At 30.4% G+C, this 26,217-nt stretch carries 27 protein-coding genes; 15 read left to right on the top strand and 12 right to left on the bottom strand.

Translation table 11 applies throughout. The features are described from left to right. Window positions 1-18: 18 nt before the first annotated feature. From ACYEKI_RS18215 to ACYEKI_RS18205, 3 genes are read left to right on the top strand one after another with little or no spacing between them, the layout of a single operon-like run. Window positions 19-966 carry a lytic transglycosylase domain-containing protein gene (locus tag ACYEKI_RS18215; RefSeq protein ID WP_459212643.1) on the top strand — a complete coding sequence of 316 codons (948 nt, stop codon included), beginning with the start codon at window positions 19-21 and terminating at the stop codon, window positions 964-966. Then, on the top strand, window positions 963-1,412 hold the full coding sequence (locus ACYEKI_RS18210; protein ID WP_459212642.1) for a glycine-rich domain-containing protein: 450 nt from the start codon (window positions 963-965) through the stop codon (window positions 1,410-1,412). The genes ACYEKI_RS18215 and ACYEKI_RS18210 overlap by 4 nt, the downstream gene beginning before the upstream one ends. Window positions 1,413-1,427: 15 nt before the next feature. After that, window positions 1,428-2,495 (top strand): hypothetical protein, encoded by a 1,068-nt coding sequence (locus ACYEKI_RS18205; RefSeq protein ID WP_459212641.1) that lies wholly within the window; start codon window positions 1,428-1,430, stop codon window positions 2,493-2,495. A 33-nt stretch (window positions 2,496-2,528) separates the two neighbouring features. Here the strand turns inward: ACYEKI_RS18205 and ACYEKI_RS18200 are convergent, their stop codons facing one another. Together ACYEKI_RS18200 and ACYEKI_RS18195 are read right to left on the bottom strand one after the other, a co-directional pair. Further along, window positions 2,529-3,281 carry a TlpA family protein disulfide reductase gene (locus ACYEKI_RS18200; protein ID WP_459212640.1) on the bottom strand — a complete coding sequence of 251 codons (753 nt, stop codon included), beginning with the start codon at window positions 3,279-3,281 and terminating at the stop codon, window positions 2,529-2,531. Between the two features lie 153 nt (window positions 3,282-3,434). Beyond that, window positions 3,435-3,950 carry a DUF2892 domain-containing protein gene (locus tag ACYEKI_RS18195; protein WP_459212639.1) on the bottom strand — a complete coding sequence of 172 codons (516 nt, stop codon included), beginning with the start codon at window positions 3,948-3,950 and terminating at the stop codon, window positions 3,435-3,437. A 378-nt stretch (window positions 3,951-4,328) separates the two neighbouring features. On the opposite strand from ACYEKI_RS18195, the gene rpmH reads away from it, so the two are divergent. From rpmH to ACYEKI_RS18180, 3 genes are all read left to right on the top strand, one after another. Continuing rightward, window positions 4,329-4,490 (top strand): 50S ribosomal protein L34, encoded by a 162-nt coding sequence (rpmH, locus tag ACYEKI_RS18190; protein ID WP_459212638.1) that lies wholly within the window; start codon window positions 4,329-4,331, stop codon window positions 4,488-4,490. Between the two features lie 115 nt (window positions 4,491-4,605). Then, entirely contained in the window at window positions 4,606-7,458 is a 2,853-nt protein-coding gene (carB, locus tag ACYEKI_RS18185; RefSeq protein WP_459212637.1) for a carbamoyl-phosphate synthase large subunit, read from the top strand. Between the two features lie 202 nt (window positions 7,459-7,660). Further along, window positions 7,661-8,467, top strand: coding sequence for a carbonic anhydrase (locus tag ACYEKI_RS18180; RefSeq protein ID WP_459212636.1), 807 nt, complete (start codon window positions 7,661-7,663; stop codon window positions 8,465-8,467). A gap of 45 nt (window positions 8,468-8,512) precedes the next feature. On the opposite strand, the gene ACYEKI_RS18175 is transcribed toward ACYEKI_RS18180, so the two are convergent. From ACYEKI_RS18175 to ACYEKI_RS18165, 3 genes are all read right to left on the bottom strand, one after another. Continuing rightward, window positions 8,513-9,061 (bottom strand): acyl-CoA thioesterase, encoded by a 549-nt coding sequence (locus ACYEKI_RS18175; RefSeq protein ID WP_459212635.1) that lies wholly within the window; start codon window positions 9,059-9,061, stop codon window positions 8,513-8,515. A gap of 56 nt (window positions 9,062-9,117) precedes the next feature. After that, window positions 9,118-9,477, bottom strand: coding sequence for a 6-phosphogluconate dehydrogenase (locus ACYEKI_RS18170; protein WP_459212634.1), 360 nt, complete (start codon window positions 9,475-9,477; stop codon window positions 9,118-9,120). A gap of 87 nt (window positions 9,478-9,564) precedes the next feature. Beyond that, window positions 9,565-9,972, bottom strand: coding sequence for a GlcG/HbpS family heme-binding protein (locus tag ACYEKI_RS18165; RefSeq protein WP_459212633.1), 408 nt, complete (start codon window positions 9,970-9,972; stop codon window positions 9,565-9,567). Between the two features lie 137 nt (window positions 9,973-10,109). Between ACYEKI_RS18165 and ACYEKI_RS18160 the strand changes: the two genes are divergently transcribed. After that, window positions 10,110-10,526: a hypothetical protein gene (locus ACYEKI_RS18160; RefSeq protein WP_459212632.1), complete on the top strand. Its 417-nt coding sequence runs from the start codon at window positions 10,110-10,112 to the stop codon at window positions 10,524-10,526. A 17-nt stretch (window positions 10,527-10,543) separates the two neighbouring features. On the opposite strand, the gene ACYEKI_RS18155 is transcribed toward ACYEKI_RS18160, so the two are convergent. Continuing rightward, window positions 10,544-11,935, bottom strand: a complete 1,392-nt coding sequence (locus ACYEKI_RS18155) for a DNA recombination protein RmuC (protein ID WP_459212631.1) — start codon at window positions 11,933-11,935, stop codon at window positions 10,544-10,546. Window positions 11,936-12,098: 163 nt separating this feature from the next. Between ACYEKI_RS18155 and ACYEKI_RS18150 the strand changes: the two genes are divergently transcribed. Further along, complete coding sequence (locus ACYEKI_RS18150; protein WP_459212630.1) at window positions 12,099-12,329, top strand: hypothetical protein; 231 nt, start codon at window positions 12,099-12,101, stop codon at window positions 12,327-12,329. Window positions 12,330-12,433: 104 nt separating this feature from the next. On the opposite strand, the gene ACYEKI_RS18145 is transcribed toward ACYEKI_RS18150, so the two are convergent. The 3 genes from ACYEKI_RS18145 to ACYEKI_RS18135 form a co-directional block, all read right to left on the bottom strand. Further along, window positions 12,434-13,381: a septum formation inhibitor Maf gene (locus ACYEKI_RS18145; protein ID WP_459212629.1), complete on the bottom strand. Its 948-nt coding sequence runs from the start codon at window positions 13,379-13,381 to the stop codon at window positions 12,434-12,436. 98 nt (window positions 13,382-13,479) lie between these two features. Continuing rightward, window positions 13,480-14,067: a Maf-like protein gene (locus tag ACYEKI_RS18140; RefSeq protein WP_459212628.1), complete on the bottom strand. Its 588-nt coding sequence runs from the start codon at window positions 14,065-14,067 to the stop codon at window positions 13,480-13,482. A gap of 5 nt (window positions 14,068-14,072) precedes the next feature. Continuing rightward, entirely contained in the window at window positions 14,073-14,969 is an 897-nt protein-coding gene (locus ACYEKI_RS18135) for a geranylgeranylglycerol-phosphate geranylgeranyltransferase (protein WP_459212627.1), read from the bottom strand. Between the two features lie 283 nt (window positions 14,970-15,252). Here ACYEKI_RS18135 and ACYEKI_RS18130 point away from each other — a divergent pair, with 283 nt between their 5' ends. Next, a complete protein-coding gene (locus tag ACYEKI_RS18130) occupies window positions 15,253-15,954 on the top strand; it encodes a gasdermin (protein WP_459212626.1) in 702 nt (233 codons plus the stop codon). A 52-nt stretch (window positions 15,955-16,006) separates the two neighbouring features. On the opposite strand, the gene ACYEKI_RS18125 is transcribed toward ACYEKI_RS18130, so the two are convergent. Continuing rightward, window positions 16,007-16,468, bottom strand: a complete 462-nt coding sequence (locus tag ACYEKI_RS18125) for a YybH family protein (protein ID WP_459212625.1) — start codon at window positions 16,466-16,468, stop codon at window positions 16,007-16,009. 211 nt (window positions 16,469-16,679) lie between these two features. On the opposite strand from ACYEKI_RS18125, the gene ACYEKI_RS18120 reads away from it, so the two are divergent. The 3 genes from ACYEKI_RS18120 (at window position 16,680) to ACYEKI_RS18110 (ending at window position 20,365) form a co-directional block, all read left to right on the top strand. Beyond that, window positions 16,680-19,046, top strand: coding sequence for a TonB-dependent receptor (locus tag ACYEKI_RS18120; RefSeq protein WP_459212624.1), 2,367 nt, complete (start codon window positions 16,680-16,682; stop codon window positions 19,044-19,046). Window positions 19,047-19,059: 13 nt separating this feature from the next. After that, window positions 19,060-19,536 (top strand): thioredoxin family protein, encoded by a 477-nt coding sequence (locus ACYEKI_RS18115; protein ID WP_459212623.1) that lies wholly within the window; start codon window positions 19,060-19,062, stop codon window positions 19,534-19,536. Between the two features lie 94 nt (window positions 19,537-19,630). After that, window positions 19,631-20,365 (top strand): GIY-YIG nuclease family protein, encoded by a 735-nt coding sequence (locus ACYEKI_RS18110; RefSeq protein WP_459212622.1) that lies wholly within the window; start codon window positions 19,631-19,633, stop codon window positions 20,363-20,365. Window positions 20,366-20,433: 68 nt separating this feature from the next. Here the strand turns inward: ACYEKI_RS18110 and ACYEKI_RS18105 are convergent, their stop codons facing one another. Next, window positions 20,434-22,827 carry a TonB-dependent receptor domain-containing protein gene (locus ACYEKI_RS18105; RefSeq protein WP_459212621.1) on the bottom strand — a complete coding sequence of 798 codons (2,394 nt, stop codon included), beginning with the start codon at window positions 22,825-22,827 and terminating at the stop codon, window positions 20,434-20,436. Window positions 22,828-23,116: 289 nt separating this feature from the next. On the opposite strand from ACYEKI_RS18105, the gene ACYEKI_RS18100 reads away from it, so the two are divergent. From ACYEKI_RS18100 to ACYEKI_RS18090, 3 genes are read left to right on the top strand one after another with little or no spacing between them, the layout of a single operon-like run. Beyond that, window positions 23,117-24,502, top strand: a complete 1,386-nt coding sequence (locus tag ACYEKI_RS18100) for a sensor histidine kinase (protein WP_459212620.1) — start codon at window positions 23,117-23,119, stop codon at window positions 24,500-24,502. A gap of 2 nt (window positions 24,503-24,504) precedes the next feature. Then, the gene (locus ACYEKI_RS18095) at window positions 24,505-25,191 is read left to right on the top strand and encodes a response regulator transcription factor (RefSeq protein WP_459212673.1); all 687 of its coding nucleotides are present in this window, start codon (window positions 24,505-24,507) and stop codon (window positions 25,189-25,191) included. A gap of 15 nt (window positions 25,192-25,206) precedes the next feature. Next, complete coding sequence (locus ACYEKI_RS18090; protein WP_459212619.1) at window positions 25,207-25,674, top strand: hypothetical protein; 468 nt, start codon at window positions 25,207-25,209, stop codon at window positions 25,672-25,674. Window positions 25,675-25,738: 64 nt separating this feature from the next. On the opposite strand, the gene rlmH is transcribed toward ACYEKI_RS18090, so the two are convergent. Continuing rightward, window positions 25,739-26,212, bottom strand: a complete 474-nt coding sequence (gene rlmH, locus ACYEKI_RS18085; RefSeq protein WP_459212618.1) for a 23S rRNA (pseudouridine(1915)-N(3))-methyltransferase RlmH — start codon at window positions 26,210-26,212, stop codon at window positions 25,739-25,741. Window positions 26,213-26,217: the final 5 nt, after the last annotated feature.

The raw sequence follows: 26,217 nt of genomic DNA, 5'->3' as shown, positions 1-26,217 counted from the left end.
ATTTTAAAGCGATAGAAGATGAAGGGATTACAAAAAGTATTAATGCTCTTGGGTGGAGTATTTGTTTGCGGTACATTTATTAATGCTACTCAGGTTGAAAAAAAAGAAAGTAATATTGCTATTGAGAAAATAGAGCAAAAGCTTTTAAACGATTATAATGTATATGCATTACCAATTCCAGAAAAATTAAATCTAGCAGGAGAAGTAGTGCCTATAGAAAATCCAGATATTAGAGAACGTATGGATCGTGAATTGCTAGTAAATACATATTGGCAATCAAATGGGTTATTGTTATTTAAAAGAGCGCATAAGTATTTTCCTATCATAGAGCCAATTTTGGAAAAACATGGAATCCCTGAGGATTTTAAATACTTGGCGGTGATAGAAAGTGGACTTACACAAGCATTATCACCAGCTAGAGCAGCTGGATTTTGGCAAATTCTAAAGAATACAGGGAGAGAATATGGATTAGAGGTGAATCAAAATGTTGATGAAAGATATCATATAGAAAAAGCAACAGAAGTAGCATGTAAGTATTTAAAAAAGTCTAAAGAACGTTTTGGTAGTTGGACTTTGGCTGCTGCTGCTTACAATGCTGGTAATGGAGGAATAAATAAGCAATTAAAAAGGCAAAATGTAACCAATTATTACGATCTTCTTTTAGGACAAGAAACAGGAAGGTATGTTTTTAGAATAATCGCATTAAAAGAAATATTATCTCACCCAGAAAAATATGGGTTTAATATGAAAGATGAAGATTTGTATAAACATATTCCTACATACAAAGTTAAGGTAGACTCTGTAGTGACAGATTTCTCAAAATTTGCAGAGCATTTCGGAATAAACTATAAAATTTTGAAATTACACAATCCATGGTTAAGAGAAGCTCATCTTAATAATGCTTCAAAAAAGGAATATTATATTGATATCCCAGAAAAAGGAATTTATACGACTGTGGGGCAATGATATTAAAACATCAAGAACGTCTAATAGATACTCATATAATACGTGAAGAAGTTCTAAAGATTATTGAAGAAACACCAATATTAAAAAAGAAAATTAGCATTGCGTTAGAACAAGAACCTATAAAAGAAGAAGCACTATTAGAAGAAGTATTAAAGTTTTTATATCTAGTTACAGTATATAAACAAACATTGAGTCCATCATACTGGGTAGATCAAGCTTGGCATGAGTTTATTTTATGTACGAGGTTGTATCATCATTATTGCACTCAATATTTGGGTAGATATATACACCATACACCAGACGATAATACTTTAAATAATCAATCAAATTTTAAACAAACTATTAAGTTATACATTTTGCATTTTGGAGCACCTGATAAAAAAATATGGGGAGATTGGGCTTATGAAGAATGGAGTGAAGCACAATGTGGCGCTTGTAGTTCTTAATAATCACTATACCATATGTTTTTTGAAGGAAAACTAACTATTGACCCATCTCAATTGACAAAAATTGATAGGGTAAAACCGACCAAAGTCTTTAAGAAAATGTTTTACTATATGACTTTGGGTAACGTCACAGATAAACAAGAAAGAGAGACTTTTACTAGCTTATCTATCCTCCAGCAATTGAATGCTGTATTAAGAGCAAATAAAATCACTAATATTATTCAATTAGCTCATGATGACATCAACTTTTATTTAGATCACGAAGGGAAAGAAGATGACCTTAAAGAAGCTATGGATACCTATGATATTCGTATAGACGAATCTATGGCAACTCATTTTGAGAAGATATTGATGGTATTAGAATATTTAGATGATGATTTTAAATATCTATTAAAAATACATATCAATAGAGTACATAAGGTAGGAGAATATCCCATAGAAGTAGAAGTTTGTGGTTATTTGAAAGACTTTTCTAGTAGTGATGAAGAAGATGAATTGATGAAGAAAAAGATGGAAGAAGTTATGCAAAGTCAAGAAACTTATGATGCATATACATTTAAGCAAGAAAAGCGATTTACTGCATTTTTGGAAGCATTAAAAATGGATATAACCAAATATCTGCATGTAGATGATGTGACTATAGATGTAAAAACAAAAATGATCGTACCTCAAGAAAAAGAAACTTCAAAAAGAGGTACTGTATATGGAGGAGCGCCAAGTACTGGGGGAGAAGTGTATTACGGATTTGGAGATTATGTATTTTACAGTATGCTGTGGTCAAGTATGTGTCATTCTCATCATATGACGGTAAAAGATACTCATTTTGAAAATGAAAATGGTGAGTCATTAGGTTTTAAAGAAGAAGTAGATACGTCTTCAGATTATTTTGATGCTGAAGCAGAAAATACAGAAAATATATTTGATGGTACAATGAGTGGTAATAGTGAAGACAATAACTCATTCTTTTCTGACTGGTTTGATTTTGACAGTACGGGAGGAGATAGCGATTCTAGCTGGAGTAGTTGTAGCTCATGTTCTTCATGCTCATCTTGTTCCTCATGTTCTTCTTGTGGAGGAGATTAAAAACATAATGAATAATAAAAAGAAAGGGAATGATTAATCATTCCCTTCTTCGTCTAAATCTTCTTCGTCATATATTTCTTTTTGTTGATATATGTCGATTTGTTGAGTGTTTTCTTTTACAGCATCTAAATCTGCAACTAATAGCGAAACGTTTTTTGAAAAAGCATTATAATAAATAGTATATGAATTGCTTAAAGTTTCACTAGAGTGATGTGTAGCTAATTTTCGTATGTCAAGAATTCTCTTATCAGCATTAGTCAAATATGTTAATGGTACACCTAAAGCATGCTTATAACTATTGATAATATGAGAATCTCTATTAGTGCTTTCATCCACATACATTATTTGTACATGGTGACTATAATCTCTTGATTTTTCTTTAACCTTATCTTTTCTATCAAAATACAAAACAACAAAATCAATAAGATCATGAAATTTATCGGCTAAATCATTAAGTGCTGGAATTTCTCCTATAGCAGGAGCGTACCATGATGACATAGTGATTAAAAACATGGGTTTTTCAAATTCACTAAACTCTATAGCACGTCCTTTAAGTGGCTTTATCTTGAAATTATCAATATAAGTTCCCTTAAGGTGATTGTCGACCAAAGAATCAAATAAGAATGTACCACGTTCATGATCTTTTTCGCGATAAGCTTTATTAATTCTTTTATTGTATTTTTTTAAGTGAATAGCTATAGCAGTAGAAAAATCAATTTGTCGCTCTTGAGCAGAAATAAAATTGAATCCTAATAATAGGATAAATACTATTAATATATTTCTCATGGATATGATAACTTCTAAACCTTTATGATATTTATGTCCGTATAATCTTCAAATAATTACATTGAGCAAAAAACACACTGTAACACAAATATATAGAAGATTAACGGTAAACCTATAAGAATAGTATGTGAACCTACAATAAAGCTTTAAATACTAAATACGTTTCATTTGTTGTTTCATCATGGCAATTTGATCTTTAAGCATGTTGTGCTTATCAAGCTTTTTTGCCTCGTTCAACAAGATTTGAGCTTCTCTCTTTCTACGTTTAGTCATTGCAATACCAGCTAAGTTTAATTTAGCAACAGCCAAATCCTGATCCATATTTAAACCAAGTTTGATTGCTTTCTTTAAATATTTTTCAGCTTGAGTGATATTTGTTTGAGATAACATGATTCCTTGAAGATAGTTATAATACCCTTGTTGCTTAGCAGTAAGTGCAGCTTCAGGATCTTTAATTTTGGCTAACCAACTTTGAGCCCTAGGGAAATCTTGTTTACGCAATTTTAAAAACGCAAGAAGAATAAATTCATTTTTAAAATATAAAAAGACAAAAACACTAGCAAGAAGCAGTAACATGATTCCGTTACCGATATAACTTTCTATCATTTGCCAAATTGCTACAGCCACAATAAGTCCGGCTATTATTAATTTTATATTTTTGTTGTACATGAATAAAAATTTTAATCAGTTGGCAAAGGTAATAAAACAATTACTGATGTACGATTAAACTTATAACTTTTTATAATAGAAGAACGCTTGATATGACTATAATAGTGATACAAGTATAATGTAGATAAAAGACGTATTATATAAGAAAGAATATGATTGATTATGTGTGTTTTATCAATAAATAAATCTTAATATTATATATATAGTATATTCGTGTTATAAAATGATATCCAAAAGATAAATATTATGTGAAAATTTTTTAATTTTGGGTTTGTCAGTGTAAAAAATATACATATATTTGCGCTCGGTTTTGAGAGAACAAAACGTATTATATAAAAAAGATTTATCAAGCATACAGATTTATAAAGATATTTAGTAATGAGTAAGAGAACGTTTCAACCATCGAAGAGAAAGAGAAAAAATAAACACGGTTTTAGAGAGCGTATGGCTTCTGTAAACGGAAGAAAAGTACTTGCTCGTAGAAGAGCTAAAGGAAGAAAGAAATTATCGGTATCTTCTGAAACAAGACATAAGTACTAAAACATGATTTGTTTATAGACAATATATCCAAGGTGTTATCTTTTATAGGTAACGCCTTTTTTTGTACCCTTTAATTACATTAAATTTACATAAACTACCATAATAATTTTTCTAAATGCCTAAAAATAAAAGTCTTAATAGTATTTTAATTATAGGTTCGGGGCCTATAATCATTGGTCAAGCTTGTGAATTTGACTATTCTGGAACGCAAGCCTTACGCTCATTAAGAGAAGATGGAATAGAGACCATTTTGATAAATTCTAATCCAGCGACTATAATGACAGATCCATCAATGGCGGATCATGTTTATTTAAAACCGTTGAATACAAAATCTATAATCGAGATTTTAAAGAAACACCCTAATATCGATGCAGTATTGCCTACTATGGGAGGACAAACAGCATTGAACTTGTGTATAGAAGCGGATGAGAAAGGAATTTGGGAAGATTTTGATGTAGAAATTATAGGAGTAGATATAGACGCAATTAATATTACTGAAGATCGTGAGAAATTTAGAGAATTAATGCTGGATATCGGAATTCCTATGGCTCCTCAAGCAACGGCTACTTCATACCTAAAAGGGAAAGAAATAGCTCAAGAATTTGGATTTCCTTTAGTAATTAGAGCTTCATATACATTAGGTGGAGCAGGAGCTTCTTTTGTACATAAAGAAGAGGACTTTGATAAATTATTAACTCGTGGATTAGAAGTTTCTCCTATTCATGAGGTAATGATAGATAAAGCTTTATTAGGATGGAAAGAATACGAGCTTGAGTTATTAAGAGATAAGAATGATAACGTAGTCATTATTTGTACTATCGAGAATATGGACCCTATGGGAATCCATACTGGAGATTCTATCACTGTAGCCCCAGCAATGACATTAAGCGATAAAACATTCCAGCGCATGCGTGATATGGCAATCCATATGATGCGTAGTATAGGAGATTTTGCAGGAGGATGTAATGTACAATTTGCAGTAAGTCCTGATGAAAAAGAAGATATTATTGCTATAGAGATTAACCCTAGAGTATCTAGATCTTCGGCATTAGCATCTAAAGCTACAGGATATCCTATTGCGAAAATAGCAAGTAAGTTGGCTATAGGATATACATTAGATGAATTAGATAACCAAATTACTAAATCAACATCTGCATTATTTGAGCCTACATTAGACTATGTAATTGTAAAGATACCGAGATGGAATTTTGATAAATTCGAAGGATCAGATCGTACTTTAGGATTACAGATGAAATCTGTGGGAGAAGTAATGGGTATTGGACGATCATTTCAAGAAGCATTACATAAAGCAACACAATCTTTAGAAATTAAACGTAATGGTTTAGGTGCCGATGGAAAAGGATATAAAGATTATGATCAGATCATAGAGAAATTAACTTATGCGAGTTGGGATCGTGTTTTTGTAATCTATGATGCGATTCAAATGGGAATTCCGCTTAGCAGAATTCATGAGATTACCAAAATTGATATGTGGTTCTTAAAGCAATATAGAGAACTCTATCATTTAGAGAAAGAAATTTCTACATATACTATAGCCTCTTTAGGCAAAGATTTATTATTAGAAGCTAAACAAAAAGGGTTTGCGGATCGTCAGATAGCACATATGTTAGGATGCTATGAAAGCGAAGTATATAAAAAACGTGAAGAATTAGGTGTTAAACGTGTTTATAAATTAGTAGATACTTGTGCAGCAGAATTTAAAGCACAAACACCATATTATTACTCAACTTTTGAAGCTGAAGTAGAAACCGCTCAAGGCGAAAGATATATAGCTAACGAAAGCAAAGTAAGTGATAAGAAAAAAGTTGTCGTTTTAGGATCAGGACCCAACCGAATCGGACAAGGAATTGAGTTTGATTACTGTTGTGTACACGGAGTATTAGCTGCTGCAGAATGTGGGTATGAAACAGTTATGATTAATTGTAATCCAGAAACAGTTTCAACAGATTTTGATACAGCTGATAAATTATACTTTGAGCCTGTTTTTTGGGAGCATATTTATGATATTATTCGTCACGAAAAACCTGAAGGAGTTATTGTTCAATTAGGAGGACAAACAGCTTTAAAACTAGCAGAAAAACTAGAGCGTTACGGTATCAAGATTTTAGGTACTAGTTTTGAATCACTTGACTTAGCAGAAGATAGAGGAAGTTTCTCTAATATCTTAAAAGAAAATAATATCCCTTATCCAGAGTTCGATACAGCTGAAACTGCAGCAGAGGCCTTAGCAGTAGCAGACCGATTAAACTTTCCTATTCTAGTAAGACCATCTTATGTATTAGGAGGTCAAGGAATGAAGATTGTCATCAATAAAAAAGAATTAGAAGAGCATGTAGTAGATTTACTGCGTAAGATTCCTAATAATAAACTTTTATTAGATCACTATCTAGATGGAGCAATAGAAGCTGAGGCAGATGCTATTTGTGATGGAGAGAATGTATATATCATAGGGATTATGGAGCATATAGAACCTTGTGGAATACACTCTGGAGATTCAAATGCAACTTTACCGCCGTTTAACTTAGGTGAATTTGTAATGCAACAAATTAAAGATCATACTAAGAAGATTGCTTTAGCCTTAAATACTAAAGGATTAATTAATATTCAATTTGCTATTAAAGATGATATGGTATATATCATTGAAGCAAATCCAAGAGCTTCAAGAACAGTACCATTTATCGCAAAAGCTTATGGAGAACCTTATGTAAATTATGCGACTAAGGTAATGCTAGGTGAAAAGAAAGTAACAGATTTTGATTTTAATCCAGAATTAGAAGGTTATGCGATTAAGCAACCAGTGTTCTCTTTCAATAAATTTCCTAATGTAAACAAAAAGTTAGGACCAGAGATGAAGAGTACAGGTGAAAGCATTCTATTTATAGATAGTTTAAAAGAAGACGAGTTTTATGACTTATATTCGAGAAGAAAAATGTATTTAAGTAAATAAAATAAATTCTAATAATATTGAAAATCCTGCTTAAAAAGCAGGATTTTTTTATGGAATAATATAAGGTTATTAATGCATAAAAAATTGTAAAAAAATAAGAAAGAAATGTAAGAAAATAGAAATCATATCGACTGCTTTGTTAAGTGTATTTATTTGATTTGTAGTTTTTTATGAATGTGCGTTAATTTAAAGTAGATTGAGAATGAAAAAATACCTGATAATCGTTACAGTATTAAGTTTATTAAGTATATCGTGTAAACAACAAGGTCAAGAAGGGAAGGATAAATATGAAAATGAAAAACAATCACATAAAGATAGCTCACATCTTACTTGGGAATATGAAGGAGAAATGGGACCAGAACATTGGGCAGATACCAAAATAAATGCAGATTGTGGAGAACGTTTTCAATCACCAATTAACATCATTAAGACCACAGCTGTAAAAGCTACAGATAAAAATCTATTAGCAATTCATTATGGAGAAAATACAAAGATCCATGAGGTAATTAATAATGGACATACCATTCAATATAACTTTGAGAAAGGAGATTATATCCTTGTTGAAGGAAAGCGATTTGATCTAAAACAGATTCATTTTCACGAAGCATCAGAGCATACCATTAATGGTATTCGTTATCCCATGGAAATACATATGGTACATGCAAATAATCAAAAAGAGTATGCAGTTTTGGGAGTTTTAGTAGAAGAGGGATTGAGTAGTAAACCTTTTGAATTTTTAGAAAAGTATTTGCCTATTAAAATAGGAGAAAAGAAAGCTATTAATAAAGCCTTTAATGTCAATCTTAATTTACCCCAAAATAAATCATATTATCATTATACAGGATCATTTACCACACCACCTTGTACAGAAGGTGTAAAGTGGTTTGTATTTCAAGAACCTATAACAGTATCTCTAGAACAAGTAAGGATTTTACAAAAAATTATGCCTATGCACAATTATAGAATAGAACAACCACTTAACGGAAGAGAAATACAGTTGTTTGAATGATAAATATATAAAGGGCGTATTATTAATACGCCCTTTATATATTTATCATTTTTTAAGCTCAATTTTGACATTATAACCATCTAATCGATCTAGATGCTCGTTCATATCAAATTTAGATTCTTTAAAACGATCTCTACGAGCTTTACTTTCTTCTTTTCTAATAATACTTCTTACAAATCTACGAACAGTAGTTTCGCATTCTAAAATCAACCCAGGAACAGGAACATTTTTACCTTGATTATCTTTGGCAATCATAGTAAAATAGCTAGAGTTACAATGTTTAATGACTCCAGTTTGGATATTTTCGGCTTCAATACGTACCCCTACTACCATAGACGTATTTCCTACATGATTTACAGAAGCTTTAAGCGTGACTAATTCGCCAACTTCTATAGGTTTTAAAAAATCAACCTTATCTACACTAGCTGTTACACAATAGAGTCCAGAGTGTTTTGAAGCACATGCAAATGCAATTTGATCCATTAAGGAAAGAATATATCCTCCATGAATTTTTCCACTAAAATTAGAATGGGATGGAAGCATGAGTTCAGAAAGTACAACTTGAGATTCTATAGAGCGCTTAAAAGTTTTCATGTAATGGGTATTAAAGTGTACTTATAGTAGTCGCAATAGTATTTTAATGATTTCAATTATTGATGAGGTGATTGCTCTTTTACAACATCAGTAACAAAGTATTTAGTATCTCCTAACCAAGGTAAAGTACTAAAACGTTCAAAATAAACAAGTTTAACATAGTGTCCTTGTAAATCTTCCATTTTTTTGATAACATCTTTATCATTACTCTCTACAGAAAAAGAAAAGATTTGAGCACCAGAGATTCCTTGACTAATCTCTCCTTCCCAAGTTTTAAAAACGAAACCTTTATGGCTAAATTTAATTAATTCACCACTACGTGTACCTTCGCTATATGAAACAAAATAAACAAAAGCATACCATAAGGCAGCTAATAAAACAACAGCAGTGATAAAAAGGAATAATATCTTTTTCATGAGGTTTTAAAAGGTAATTGTGTTAATGCTGTAAAGATAGCCTTTTAAATGAAAAGCTATCTTTACATAAGGAAAAGTATATTGTTTTTAAAGCGATAATACAACCTCTGCTCCAGCTTGAGCTACAGTATGATCATTCTCGATGGTACTACCACTTACTCCTATAGCACCGATAACAACACCTTCTTTATTTTTGATAGGGACACCACCAGGAAAAGTAATTAAGCCTTGATTAGAGTGCTCTATATTAAATAATGGACCGCCGGGTTGAGATAATTCGCCTAGTACACCTGTTTCTTTATGAAATAGACTAGAAGTTTTTGCTTTTTTGATCGCAATATCGATGGAGCCTAACCAAGCACCATCCATACGAGCAAAAGCAACCAAGTTACTTCCTGTATCAACAATAGCAATGTCCATTAAGGTTTCAATTGTGGTTGCTTTTTCTTTTGCTGCAGCTATAGCTTGTTCTGCTTGAGCTAATGTAATGTTCATAGATTTCTTTTTTAGAATGAAAGGGTAAATATATAAGTCTATACCTTAAACTATTTTAACAAATGTTAAAAACTCAAAGACTTAGAATTTATTTTAAAAGTAAGGTTAAAAAATGTAAAAAAACTAGTTTTGATAATATGAAAGTAAACTTTAAAATTTCAGAGAATTGTGCAGTTTTATATCATGGACGACATATTGATTTGCACAATAATTTTTTATTTAATAAGTATATAGAAGAAAATGATTGTATTAAAGTTTTTTTCAAACGATCAGATGGTCATTGGGTAGAAGAAGATGAATTTAAAACATTAGTTTTTATCTGTACAAATACTTCTTATTTTTATTATGAAGAAGGAGATAATAGTATATATCCAGAAGATGAAAATATTTTGAGTTATATAACTTTTTTCCCAAAACGTGAGCGTGATATTAATGATGCATATATAGATAGGAAAGATGGTTTACCTCAAGAGAATGATGATATTATTTTTAGTTTTGAAAACGAAAAAACAATCCGTATCAATTGCGAATCAATAAGATTAGAAGTGAATTGATGTACTCATCAATAAAATTAATGATCATTAGTATCTGCACGATGTATAAGCTCTTCAGGTAGGGCTTTTTTTGCATCGGCTCCCATTTTTTTTAGCTTTTCTACTCGAGAAATCAAATTTCCTCTACCATCAATTAATTTGTTCATAGCTGCATCATACTCTTTTTGAGTATCGTTAAGGCGTTTTCCTATACCATGAAGATCTTTTACAAAACCTTCAAACTTATCATAAAGTGCACCTGCCTGTCTAGCAATATCTATAGCATGACGTTGTTGTTTTTCATTATTCCACATAGTATCGATGGTACGTAAAGTAGCTAATAGTGTCGTAGGAGTTACAATAACAATATTTTTTTCAAAAGCTTGATTGTATAGATTTGTATCTTCATTTAAAGCAATTGCAAAAGCAGGTTCTATGGGAACAAATAATAGCACAAAATCAGGAGAATCGACAGCATATAAATCCTGATAATTTTTTGAAGAAAGTTGATCTACATGACGTTTAAGAGCTAATAAATGTTCTTTAAGATGGATTGCTTTTTTTGTTTCATCTTCTTCATTAATATAACGTTCGTAAGCTACCAGAGTAACTTTGGAATCTATCACCATTTTTTTATCATCAGGTAAATGGATAATAACATCAGGTAAAACACGGTTACCTTCTATGGTAGTAAAACTCTGTTGAACAAAATATTCTCTATTTTTTTCTAATCCAGATTTTTCTAATACGCGTTCTAATACCAATTCGCCCCAGTTACCTTGTGTTTTGGTGTCACCTTTTAAAGCTTTGGTAAGATTAATAGCCTCTCTACTCATTTGCTCATTAAGATCTTTAAGTCCGATAATTTGCTGACGTAAAGCAGCGTGATAATCGATACTTTGTTTATGAGAATCTTCGATCTTTTTTTCAAATAGATTGATGCGTTCTTGTAATGGCGTTAAAATGTTTTTAAGATTTTCTTGGTTTTGAGAGGTGAATTTTGATGATTTTTCTTCTAGAATCTTATTTGCAAGATTTTCAAACTCTTTGGTGAATTTGACTTGGAGTGCTTCAGATTCAGATTTTTGTTGATTTAATTGATGTTTTAAATTTTCATATTCAGTATTACGTCTGGTTAAAGTCGTATTTAAAAAATCCTTTTCTCTACGTATTTCTTCGCGTTCTCTAGTTAATGATGATATTTTTTTATCTGTGTCATTTTGTATATCAGTCAATTGTTTAGCAATTTGAGTGATATTGTTTTGTGCAGTTTTCTTATGTTCATCCAACTGGAACTGTAATCGATTTGTTTTTTCTGCTAAGGCGTTGTTTTTTGTTTTGTATTGCAGGTTAGCAATGTATTTACCTAATAAAAAACCTAGACCTAGTGAAAAAATAGCTGTAAATAAAATAAGCAGTTCATTGTACATAAGAAGGTGTTCTTTTGTTCAAAGATAATTATTAGTAGCTATAAAAGTGAAGATATTTTTAGGATAAAAATGTATCAGTTTCTATCGAGATTACATTATGTTATTGACTAGTAAAATGTTATATTTGTATACTAACCAGTTTATCATAAATTATCACACAAATATGAGTACAATCACGGCTATTGCAAAGTCATCTACCAAGAATCATGGCCAATTAAAAAAGGCTATTATTTCCAGTAAAAACTTTTCTCATTTTGAATTTCCAGAAAAGGAAATGCAAGCTTTTAAACTAAGGTTTGAGGCACAAAAGAAAAAAGAAGCGTATAAGCACAGTCTTATAGTAGGAAGTATTTTGATAGGGATGATTATGGTGCTTTATAGAATGTGGTCTTAAAACCAATTAATATACAGTTAGATCATATCTACTGTAATTAGTTATTGAAAGAAAGAAAACGAGTGTTACCTCAATTAGGTAACACTCGCTTTTTATATGATGGACTAAAATTGGTTTGCTAATTGCAAACTATCTCTAAGATGGGTATCTCGATTACTGTTTTTACCCCAATATACAGAGCGTATACTTTTTAGTTTTGTGGCAGTAGTAGTTAATGTTTTTGCATTTGCACCAAATCCACTTTTAAAGGTTTCTGTCCATTGTTCTATACTATGAGGAAAATCATTGGTATAAGTGATAGCTAGTGAACGTTGTAATTCGGGATAAGTAATGCTATAAGTTGTAGTAGTGTCGTTTGTTTCTTTTGTGATTTGAGCAGTATATGCTTTTGTCTTCACATGTTTTAGTCTAATATATTCTATAGCAGGAATAATATTTTGAGCTCCTATAGGTAGTGAATTAGGGGCTATACGAATTTGATTCCATAATTCATTTTCTAGAATAGCTTTATCAAGAGTAAAAGCCTCATCTGCTTGATCTTCAAAATATGAATGAGCGGTATATTCAAAACTTTTTCTATTGTTAATTTGAGCATACATATGGCCACACCATTCTTGCATAGAACCAGAAACCTTGATGGCATGTTGGTTATTAGCAACGGGATAAAAAGAACTTTGCATTACAGAATAAGGATAAATTCCAGTAGCAAATTTCTTTGTAGCGTTTAATTTGAGTACAGGAATGTTATCTGGATGTTGATTATCTGCTTTTACTTGAGCTTTGGATAAAAAATCTTCGGTAACATAGATTAAAACTGCTTTACCTTCTCGTAATTCTCCATATCGAGCTTGTGATAATTGATATGAAGTGATTTCGGCTTGACCGTTATACCAGTATTTTTTAAAAGCTTCGCTAAGAGGCTTGGCTGCTGGTTTGGGTTCTGTTGAGGTAGTCGTAGTAGCTTTTTCTGGGTTAGATACCGCATTACTACAAGCGGTAATAATTGCAATACTCAGTAGCGCAATACTGCCTAAAATTTTAAATGTTTTCATAGTCAAAAAAGTATAGATATAGTAATACTATGTTCTAAATTAATACTATGAAAATACGATAAAACTAGAAATTTTGTACTATCAAACGTAACTAAAATTTAAACCGAAGCAATATCTGATAGCACTTTGTACACCATATGAGTTGGTAATCCCATAACATTAAAATAACTACCTTCGATATGAGTAATCCCAATTAGTCCAATCCATTCTTGTATACCATAAGCTCCTGCTTTGTCTAATGGTTTATAAGTAGATACATAATACTCAATTTCTTCAGGTGTTAATTCTTTAAACGTTACTCTAGTCGTATGATGTACAACATGTTCACTTGTAGCAGTTTTAAAGCATACAGAGGTAATAACATCATGAGTAGTACCAGATAAAGAGGCAATCATTTCTTTGGCATGCTCTAACGATTTTGGTTTTCCTAAAGCAATATCGTGATGCCAAACAATAGTATCACTGGTTATTAAAATATCTTTTTCTTGTAAATCATTAAAAGCATTAGCTTTTAATACAGCGAGATAATCTGATATTTCGTGATGTTCTAATTCTTCTGGATAAACCTCTTCTGTATCTTTAAGCTGAATAGTAAAGTTAAGTCCTAAATCTTTAAAAAACTGATGACGTCTTGGGGAACCTGAGGCTAATATGATATTATAATCTTGTAAAAGTGTTGCTAGCATGATAATTATGATAATACAAATTGATAAGCCATTAAAGAAACTGCAGTAGTAATTAAAACAATTTTAAGTAATAAACTCAAAATATTAAAATCCTTAGTAGAAGATGCTGTCCATGATTTGATTAAGAAAATCAATAGAGGGCCGATTAATAAAACTAAGGCAAATAATACAGCATTTGTATTATTAAATAAATAGGTATAGATATAATAAACTAAAGCTGCTATAGGAATAATAGCTAAGATTCCGCAAAGTTTAGCAGCTCGTTCACGCCCTAAAAGTAACGGAATTGTTTTTAATTGTGCATTGTGATCTGCATCCATTGAAAGAATATCTTTTATAATCTCACGAATAATGACAATAACAAAACCTAAAAATGCATAATCTAATAAAATAGAAAAGAATACGGATTGTGATGCCTGATTTTGAGGTGTGATAGCAGGAAGAAGATCAAAGATTACTACAACTAGAATTGCCAAAGCCATTAGTAAACCAATGATTAAGTTTTTGACAATTAACATTTCTTTAAGATATGTAGCATATAAATAATAGATTCCAGAGGTAATAATAAACAAAGCGGCAAAGCCAGGCCTATTAATTAAATTGGCCATATAAAAACCAAGAGCAACTCCAATTACAGAAAAACCTATAAAAAAACGCTCAGCTGTTTTTTCAGAGATTTGATATTGCTGTAATAAAGAATTAGTTGATGTTGTATGCATTTCTAACATAATATTTCCTGCTGCAGCAATACATATCGAAGCCAAAACCAATAAAGTAATTCCTAATCCATTAAGCGTAATGGAAATATCAAAAGGTTCGAATAAACCATATTTAATGGCTAGTTGGGCCAAAGCGATAAGGATAAGATTATCGATTTTAATTAGTTTTAAGTAGGCTATCATAGGTTTAGGTATTGGATTCTGTCGCAAATGTAAACAATCTGAATAGAAAACGAACTTGTAAATTAAGAACGCTTTTGATAGCATATAAACTCATTTTGGATAGATGTATTGTTTATGATTATAAGAGTACTATTTAAATAAATAAAAAATAGGTTTAAAATAGCGCGGTTAAACCGTAACAATATCTCGTATTCATGTTGTAAATTAGTGAGATAAGGAAACTTGTTTTGGAGATAAAGAAAATAAGGAATAACGATCAAGAAACAGTTTTAAATTTATAGATATGAATCTCACAAAAACGCTTAGAAATCAAGGGTATGATCTTATAGGAGGACCTATAAGGAATCAAAAACTTTTACAATTATGGTTAAAACGACCTTTTAGCGATATTGAATTGTATTATTCAAGTATTGATCATGCTTTTAAAAGTGATGTAACACTTGATAAAATTGAAAATGACGCATTAAATGTTAATGCAACAATGAAAAATGAATATAAGTTTAATCTAGGAATAACATTACTAGAGGAGTTACTTAAATCTCTAGGTTTAGGAACTTTTGAAGTATCATCAGAAATTAAATCAGGTAAAAAAGTAACTATTAGTTATGATAATTCTAAAACGATAGAAGTGCCTATTGGCGAAATACAAACATATCTGTCTGATGCTGATTTTAACCATGCTAATAGAGCTTTATTAAAAAATGCAAATAGAAATAATATTATTGTGATTTCGGGTATTTTATCAGCAAAGAATCTTGTTGTAGAAATAGAAACAGATTTTACTTTAAATGCAGATTTAACAGCAAAATTAAACGGTATAGCAGATGGTAAACTCAACTTTGCTATTGATAATGATCATACTTTAAAAATGGTTTCAAACACCAATAATTATTTCCCTATAGCAGTAAAAGCAGATAAAATTGACTTTGATAATGGTCATTTTGATAATACGCAATTGATTACTGATAGACGAAATTTATTTTAAAAAATAAAAGACCAAGAGTATCTTGCTCTTGGTCTCTTTTATAGCGTGATTTCTAATCGCGAATATTATTCCAGATATCGAGATAAATTTTCCATTCTTGATTTATCTTTTTCCAAACGATCACATATTTTCCTTTCCAGGAAATTTCTTTCCCGTCTGTTTTTAAGGTAATTCCTTCATAGTAACCATAATCATAAGCTTCGTTACCAATTATTTTAATCTCTTCTGGATTAATCTTATGATATTTAGTTTTTATACCTTCGGGTAAAGTCCAATATGTAATGATTGCATTTTTCCCTTTAATAATGTTTTTATTATTTGGGAAAATTTTAGCGTCTATAGTATATGCATTTCCTATTTTTTGATAATCTGAAGCCATCACAGCTTTAGAGAAATTAGAAAGGTTAGTTAAAATTGAATTAATGTCTTCTTTATTACCACTATAACTTTGAGCGGTTGTAGTAGTATAACTAAAAAGAAAAAATAAAAACAGTATTAAGGATAGTTGTTTCATTGAATTTATATGATTAGTTGAAAAAATGATTGTAAGTGTTAAAATACAAAATTAATCTGTTTTTAAATTAAAAAATATTAATAAGAGTGAATATGATTATTGTGAAAAAGGATTGATTTTTAGTGTTTTGAATTATGTTTGTTTTGGTTTGAAAAATTTGTTAGTCTAGGCTTACTTTTTATATTTGCAATTACTAATTCAAGAATTACAAATGAAATCATATATAGTAATACTAGGGCTATTTTTAAGTGCCTTTGTAGGATATAGTCAAGAAGGAATTTTAACTGGAAAAATTACAGCAAAAGGAGTTTCGTTACCATATACTACTGTTAAAGTAGAAAATAAAGAGTTATCCACAGGTGCTACATCAGACGAAAATGGAGTATATAAATTAGAGAAACTACCTATAGGTATTTATCAATTAAGTATCTATTTGATGGGATATCAATCTGTTTCAGAAAAGGTAGAAATAAAAGAGAATCAAACTATAAATAAAGATTACGATTTACAAGAAGATAGATTAAACCTAGATCAAGTTGTGGTAAGTGCAACACGTAATCGTGTTAACCGTAAAAAAGCACCAGTAGTAGTATCCACATTGAGTCCAAAATTATTAACTGCGACACAATCCATCTCCTTAGCAGACGGGTTAAATTACTCTCCAGGAGTACGTGTAGAAACTAATTGTCAAAATTGTGGATTTACACAAGTGAGACTTAATGGATTAGATGGAGCATATACACAAGTATTAGTCAATAGTCGAGCAATTTTTACTTCGTTAGTTGGAGTTTATGGATTAGAGCAAATTCCTACCAATATTATAGAACAAGTAGAAGTAGTACGCAGTGGAGGATCAGCACTTTTTGGTTCAAGTGCTATAGCAGGAACTGTTAATGTAATTACAAAAGACCCAGTATTAAATACGTGGGAAATAGGATCTAACTTTACGTTTATAGATGGGAAAACACCAGATAGAAACTTAACTTTTAACGCTTCTATTGTAGCAGATGATCTTAACAGTGGAGTTACATTGTTTGGTACATATCGCAATAGAGATAGTTTTGATGCTAATGAGGATGGGTTTTCTGAAATAACTAAGTTAACGAATAATACTGTAGGGGCAAAAGCCTTTATTAAACCTAATGATAGAAGTAAAGTTACTGTTAATGCAACAGCAATAAAGGAGTTTAGACGAGGAGGAGATCGGTTAGATTTATCCCCGCAATTTACAGATATAACAGAACAATTAGATCACGATACCTTTTTGGGAGGAGCAGAATACGAAATTCAAAGTAAAGACCTCTCTAATGCTTTTGCAGTGTATACTTCGGCTTCATATACTAAGCGTTTGAGTTACTATGGAGGATTAGGTGGTGGTCGTACAGCACAGGATAGTATTTTAGCAAATAATTCTTTTGGAAATACCAAAGATTTAGCTTGGGTTAATGGAGCACAATACACTAAGAATTTTAAAAATGAAGATGTTCTTACTACAGGAATTGAATACAATCACAGTGATACCAAAGATGAAATTTTAGGATATAATAGATTAATTGATCAAAGTGTAAATACTATAGGAGCATACGCACAATACGAATGGAAACCAACAGATAAGTTTACTACACTTATAGGTGCTCGTTTTGATAATGTAGATGTTTCTGGAGCTTATCAAGTAGGAGATATATCACGTAATGTATCCATAAATCAATCAGCATTTAGTCCACGATTAACAATCGCATATAAATTTACAGACGAATTAAAATTTAGAGGAGGATATGCAAGAGGATTTAGAGCGCCACAAGCATTTAATGAAGATTTACATATCTCTTCTGTAGGAGGAGAACCTCAATTTGTGATTTTATCAGAGCAACTTGAAACAGAATATTCAAATGCATATACAGCATCACTAAATTATTCAAAGAATTTTAAAAAGGTACAAACAGATTTTTTATTAGAAAGTTTTTATACCACACTAGAAGATCCTTTTACAATAATAAGTACAGGAAGTCCATTATCAAACGGATCAATATTAGAAGAAGTTCGTAATGGTTCTGGAGCAAAAGTTTATGGAGCGAATATCGAGATAGGTATTTCTCCATCAAAAAAGTGGCAATTTCAATTAGGAGGAACAATTCAAGAATCAAAGTATGATGAACCTCAATTGTTATTTGAAACAGATGGAACAGTAGCTGGAGAAACTAATATAGCTGTAGACGAATTTGTACGTAACCCTAATGTCTATGGTTATTTTAATGCAAGTTGGATACCAGGAGAGATATTTAATGTTGATGTAACAGGTACGTATACAGGAGGAATGACAGTTCCTAGAGTTGTAAGTGATACAGGTTTTTTACAACTAAATAATGTAGATTCCTTTTTTGATCTAAATATTAAATTAGAATCACACGTGGATTTTACAGAAAATTTTCAAGTAACATTTTCTGGAGGAGTAAAGAACCTTTTTAATAGTTATCAAGATGATTTTGATATAGGAGCAGGAAGAGATTCAGATTATATTTATGGGCCTAATGCTCCTAGATCATTTTTTATAGGAATCAAATTAGGTAAAATGCACTAAATAATAACATAAAATGAAAATAAAAGCCTTTTTAGGAATACTAATGATCGGGATGTTGATGACTCATGTGATAGAAGCACAAGAGTCAAAAGAAATTCAATGGATTACATTTGAACAACTGGAAGATTCTTTGAGCGTAAAACCTAAAAAGGTTTTTATAGATTTTTATGCAGATTGGTGTGTGTACTGTAAGAAGATGGATAGAGTTGCTTTTAAAAAAGAACAAGTAATCAATAAAATAAAAGAAGAATATTATGCTGTTAAAATGGATGTAGAAACTACAGATACTATTGTTTTTGGCCAACAGCAATTTGTAAATAAAGAGCACTTATCACAAAGAAGAGCATATCACGATATACCATTATTATTAGCTAGTCGTAAGGATAAACCATTTTCATTACCAGCTATTGTAATTCTTAATGAGAATTTTACAGTTAAGCAGCGTTTTTTTGAATATATGGATCCTAAAAAATTAATGAAGGTTTTGTAATAAAAATATATATTGAACTTAAAAAAATAAAACTAGTATATTTAGAAATAAATGAACATGTTATTAAATTATATATGTAGAATAAAGAAATGAAATGGAGGATATTAGACAAGAAGCCCTTGAGTTATATAGAAAACTTAAAGAAGAATTAGGTAAAAAACCATCTTCTACAATATTCTACAAGAAATTTTCTAAAAGGAAATTGAGTAAAGCATTTGAGGGAGGAAATACATGGTCTAAGCTTCAAATTTTAGCAGGAGATAAACCCACAAGGTTTTCTTCTGAAAAATCAGATATGAATCAGATTTTAATTGACTGGGGATTTTTAGCTAGAAAAACATTGACAGAATATAATAAATTACCAATACAATCTGATTGGGCGATTAATAAGCTTCGACCTACAGTAAATGGAATCGAACAAAGTCACAAGATAAGGTGGTCAGAAATTCCAAGTTTATTCTATAAAAGATTTAATAATGAATCGGATTGGAAAGATATTTGTTGTCATTTATCTAATGAATTACAAAATGAAATAACATTAAACAAGAAAACTGAAGAGTATTGCTATGTATATCTAATGTTAGATTTAAGGAATAAAGCTTATAAAATTGGGATATCGAAGAATCCAAAAATAAGAGAAAAAACATTACAAAGTGAGCAACCAAAAATTAAAATTATTGCGGCAAAAAAGTATATTAACAGAAAGATAGCTGGAGCAATAGAAAAGGCATTACACGAAACTTATAGTCATAAAAGAAAAAGGGGTGAATGGTTTTTTTTAGATGAGGAAGATTTAAAAGAATTGATATATACTTTGAAATCTAAATGAAATTAACTTTAAAACTAATATTCCTTTTAAAGTTATCTTTATTAACCTTAAAAGGAATAGTTATATAATCACAATCTTTTTTGTTCAGCAGTTTTTGAACTTTGTTTGCCTTTTTTTAAGGATTGATTCCCAAAATTGTATCGTAAGCCTATTTGGATTGTTTGTGTTTCTTGATTATCGATAAAGAAATTATTTTGATCTAGATATTGCGTTTGTATTTTGACTATTTGAGAATTTAAAAGATCAGTAGCTCTAATCGATAAGGTTAATTTATCAGTCAATAATTTTTTGGTGATTCCTATAGAAAGATCTTGACTACCTTCGACTACCAAAGCACCTTGAATGCCAGGAGTAACTACATATCCGCTGATTTCTGCTGTTAGACTTTTATCTTTTAAAAACTGATAATTACTAGATAAATATCCATAATACCCCCAACGACTGTTGGTAACCAATGTATTATTATTTTCAAGTGCATTAAAAACATCTTCATTATAAAAAGCAGAATGTACTGTATAAATAGACCAGCGATCAGTTATATTAATATTGGTGTTAAAATTAATTCCGTAACCTATTTTCTTAGCGACATTAATATTGGTGAAACGTAGCGTATTTTCGGTATTATCTTGAAAGTTAGTTTCGGTAATATAATCATCGTGATAACTATAATAAAGATCAAAATTATATTTATTAGCTATTGTATATTGTAGATCAATATTGTGGATAATAGTAGGGCGTAGTGTAGGATTTCCTTCATAAAAAGAATAGTTCCCAAAATAGAATTTAAAAGGATTCAAAGAAGAGTATTGAGGTCTACGAATACGTTTTCCATAAGAAACCCCTAGTTGATGCATATCATTAGGAGAATATTGTATATAAAACGTAGGAAATACTTTTAGATAATTAGAAGTATTGGTTTGGTCTAGTGTTAAAGAAGTACCTTTAAGATCGGTATATTCTGCACGTATACCACTTTTTATATTAAACTTACCCAAAGTTGTTTCATAACTTAAATAGGAAGCTATATTTTTTTCGTCATATAAAAAAGAATTAGATTTTGTAAGATCAATTATAGGACTATCATCAAGAATGTTGAAATGAGATAAATCGCTTTCAGAGTTAACAGAAGCATATTTAACGCCAGCTTCAAATTTTGCGGTTTCAGAGAATGGTAATACATAATCTAATTGCCCACTATAAATGTTAGTTTTTTGATCAGAAAAAGTAGTAAAACCTGAAGCAGATTCAAAATTGCCTTCAGGAGAGAAGAATAAAGTAGTTACTTCTTGATTTCCGTTTTTATCATAATCAGTATAATGCGCTTTTACCGTTAACTTTTCACCTTCTTCTTTAAGTTTTAGCGTATAGTCAAGATCAAGCCCTAAGTTTTTAGTAAAATTATTAGCTTCATTAAAAGTATCAAAAGATGAGGTTAAGACTTGATTAGCATCAAATACATTAGAACGAGTTGTATTTTTTGCACTCCAATTTGGAGAATAATATAATTGAGAAGCTAATGTTAAAGTACTTTTTTTAGATAAGGAAATATCTGTATTTATTTTAAAATTATGTGATCTAGACCATGAGTTTCGATCTAAGTGAGATTCAAATTGTTGTTCTGGATTAGTAAACATGATAAATTCATCTTCTACTCGGTTATCCTTTCTATGGCTATAAGTATAATTTGCATATAAGTTTATCTTTTTGGTTTTATAATAGTGAGATGTACCCAATAACCATTTAGGAAAAACAGCTTGTTGAAATCTACTACTAATAGTTCCTTTATAACCTTCTACACGATTATTTTTCATTTTAATATTTAAAACAGCACTACCTTCTGCTTCGTATTTTGCTGGAGGGTTTGTAATAACTTCTACCGCAGTTATCTCGTTACCAGAAGTACCTTCTAGTAAATCTTTAAGTTCTGTAGAGGATAGATAAGTACGCTTATCATTAATCAAAACAATAATATTGGTACTATTTTTTATGGATAGTGCATCCTGTCGAATCACTACCCCAGGGGTATTTTTAAGAATTTCCCATGCGTTTCCACTCGATAAAGTAGTATTAGCAACATTAAAAACTAATCGATCAACTTTACGAGCTACAGTAGGCTTTTTTGCTGTGATAACCACTTCGCTCAAAGCTTCACTTTCTTCATATAAAATGATAGATGGTAACTGGGTGTTTTTAGTAATTGAAATAGAAGATGTATGAGATTTAAAGCCAATAAAACTAACCTGTAATTGATAATCTCCTGTAGGGATATTTTGCAACTCAAAAAAACCATCTTGATTAGAAGTCGTTCCTTTAAAGTGCTCTTGTTGCCCTTCTTTGGATAAAGTCACGTTTGCAAAAGGAATAATGCCATTTGAGGTATCTGTAATCGTTCCTTTGATTGTATGTTGTGCTTGTAAAGCAATGGTCATTATAAGTAAGAATAAAAATGAGTAAAGTTTCATGTGCTATGATATTATAAATTCGCAAGGCAAAGATTTATAAACTCACTAGTTTAATAGGTTAACCAGAGGTTAATGAGAGGTTAATGTAAAAAGGGATTAGTTAATAGAAAACAGGCTAATACGACTTAGCGTCGACTAACAAAGCTATTATATGATGTTAACGGTTAATGCAAGGTTAACGAAGTGTTTTTAACTTAAAAACAGTTGATTTGTTAGTACTTTTGAGAAGACGAAAAAACAAAAACACAAATAACAATAATTAAAATACACTTATAGTAATAATAAGAATATGATTATAAAAACAAAAATAGGGATACTCGTAATAGCATCATTAATCGCTATTGTTGTTTTATCAAGTATTCAATATTACCTTATTCAAAATACTTTTAAGCTTGAAAAAAAAGCTTTTATAAAAGAAGTAAAAAATGAATTAAAGTTTATAGATGATGATAAGCATATCGAGACTTGGGATGATATGTATAAAAAAGAAATGGTAACACTCTTATTTGAATATAAAGCAGAAAAAATTACAAAGAAGGAGTTGTTGAATCAATTTCAAATAAAGTCAGATTCCTTAAATAAAACATTTTTAACTTATTATAAGTCAAAAATGAGTCATAAAAATATTCCGTATCAGATAGGGATTCAAGATGAGATGAGTGAATTATTCTTAGTTCGAAATGGAGCAATGGATACCATATTTAAAACAAAAGATAATGGGATATTATTATTTGGAGAATTGTTATCCAAAACGAATAGAATCAATATCAATATAGGTACTTGGGAGACAGAATCAGGTTCAAAAGATGAAGCAAGCGATGAATATCTTCCAGAGGATCACATCGTATTAAAAATGAAGACTAATCGTTTTATGGAAGTAGCAGAATGGAATGCAATTGTGTTACGTAGAATGGGGATGCTTCTATCACTAGCTATAGGATCTATACTTACTGTATGCATTTTATTTATATATGCTGTACGATTGTACATTAAACAAAAAAAGATAGCCGATATAAAAACTGATTTTATAAATAATATAACACATGAATTTAATACGCCTTTGGCAGTACTTAATATAGCAACTAAAACATTACAAAATAAAAAGTTATTAGCAGGAAGTGATAGCTATCTTACCACTGTAGAAACAATTGATAGACAAAATAAAAGATTACAGCGATTACTATATCAAGTAATGAATAATGCTATAGGTGTTACTGCTAAAGATTTGAACAAAGAAGAAGTAGAAGTTAATGCTTTGATATTGAATATAATTGAAGACTTTAAGCTGAAAGCAAACGGAGCAACATTAAATACGGATTTTTCAATAGGGAAAAATGTATTAGCAATAGACAAGTTTCATTTTAATACTGCGATAACGAATATAATAGACAATGCAGTAAAATATGGAGGAACTGTAATAGAACTCAAAACAGAAAACGTAGGGAAGTATTATCAAATTATAATACGAGATAACGGAATTGGTATTTCTACTACTGCACAGAAGAAAATATTTGAGAAATTTTATAGAGTTCCCACAGGAGCTAGGCATGATGTAAAAGGATTAGGTTTAGGACTCTATTATGTCAAGCAAATTATAATGGCGCATGAAGGAAGTATTAGTATAAAAAGTAAAGAAAACGAGGGAACAACAATAAGTATCAAATTACCAATATGACAATACAAAAAGTATTATTAGCCGAAGATGATTTTGATTTTGGAAGCATTTTAAAACAATATTTAGAATTGCATGGATTTGTTGTAGAATGGGCAAAAGATGGAGAAGAAGCAATAGCAATGTTTCATAAAATAGAACCTGCTATATGTGTACTTGATGTAATGATGCCTAAAAAAGATGGCTTTGCATTGGCAGAAGAAATCATAGCCATAACACCAGAAATGCCGTTTATTTTTTTAACAGCTAGAGGACAAAAAGAAGATAAAATTAAAGGACTCAAATTAGGAGCAGACGATTATATCGTAAAACCTTTTGAAGCAGACGAGCTTGTATTGAGAATACAAAATATAATCAAGCGTAGTCAACGCGTGATTCAAGAACAAAAAAGTGAAGAAACATTACAAATAGGAACATATAAATTTAATACTAAGAGTTTTTTGTTAGAACATAGCGAATTCTCTAAAAGAGTAACAGAGAAAGAAGCAACATTAATAGCGTTTTTTTATGCGCATAAAAACACATTAATAAAAAGAGAACAGGTTCTAACTGCTGTTTGGGGAAATGACGATTTCTTTTCGGGTAGAAGTATGGATGTGTTTATATCTAGGTTACGTAAATACTTTGCATTAGATCCTAATATCTCTTTAGAAAGTATACGAGGTATAGGACTAGAATTTAAAATCAAATAAATAAAAAAAGACAAGATGAAAACAATAATAACAGCGATCGTTTTAAGTATAATTAGTATATCAGTACAAGGGCAGATAACACCACCAGCAACGCCAGAACCTCCAGCAACTTCAAGTTCATCATATACTTCAAGTAGTATATCACATAGTACTTCGTATTCGAGTGATAATAAAAAAAGGAGAAGTAGCAGCAGTTCTATATCGATTAACAACACTAGTGATATGTATAAATTTAGAGCTAGATATGCCAAAGAATTGACGACAGAACTTAAAGAGATACTTAATAACGAACTTGGAGTAAAGAATAAAAAAGAAGAAGGAATAATAACTTGGAGTAAAGTCAAAAATGGAGAAAAAGCCTTTTACTGTAAATTAGCAAAAGGAAGTCTAAAAATATATGTAGATAAAGAGTTAGTTTCTGATGATTTTGCTGAAAAAATTGAAATGTTAGGACAAGAATTACGAGATGTAATTAGTGGATAAACTAAAAATAGATACAAAAGAAAAAGCTATTGATACAGGATAATCGATAGCTTTTTTTATTTGTTTAGCGATGATGATATGGCTCATTACGTAAAATGGTAAAACCTCGATACAATTGCTCAATAAAAAATAGACGTACCATTTGATGAGAAAATGTCATTTTTGATAAAGATAATTTTCCGTTGGCACGGTTGTAGATGCTAGGACTAAAACCATAAGGACCACCAATTACAAAAATTAATTGTTTGATACCACTATTCATATGTTTTTGTAAAACTTCAGAGAAAGCAACAGAATCATATTGTTTACCATTCTCATCTAATAAGATTAAAGTATCTGCAGTAGAGACATGAGTAAGAATTAGTTCACCTTCTTTTTCTTTTTGTTGCGCTTCACTTAAATTCTTGGTTTTTTTTAAATCAGGAATAATCTCCAATTTAAATTTGATATAAAAACCTAGGCGTTTAGTATACTCATCAATCAATTTTTGTAAATCTTTACTATCAGTTTTACCAATAGCAACTAATTTTATCATCATAGTTT

This window comes from Aquimarina rhabdastrellae, from assembly GCA_947387485.1.
Lineage (GTDB): Bacteria > Bacteroidota > Bacteroidia > Flavobacteriales > Flavobacteriaceae > Aquimarina.
This window is presented reverse-complemented; position numbering and strand designations above follow the sequence as displayed.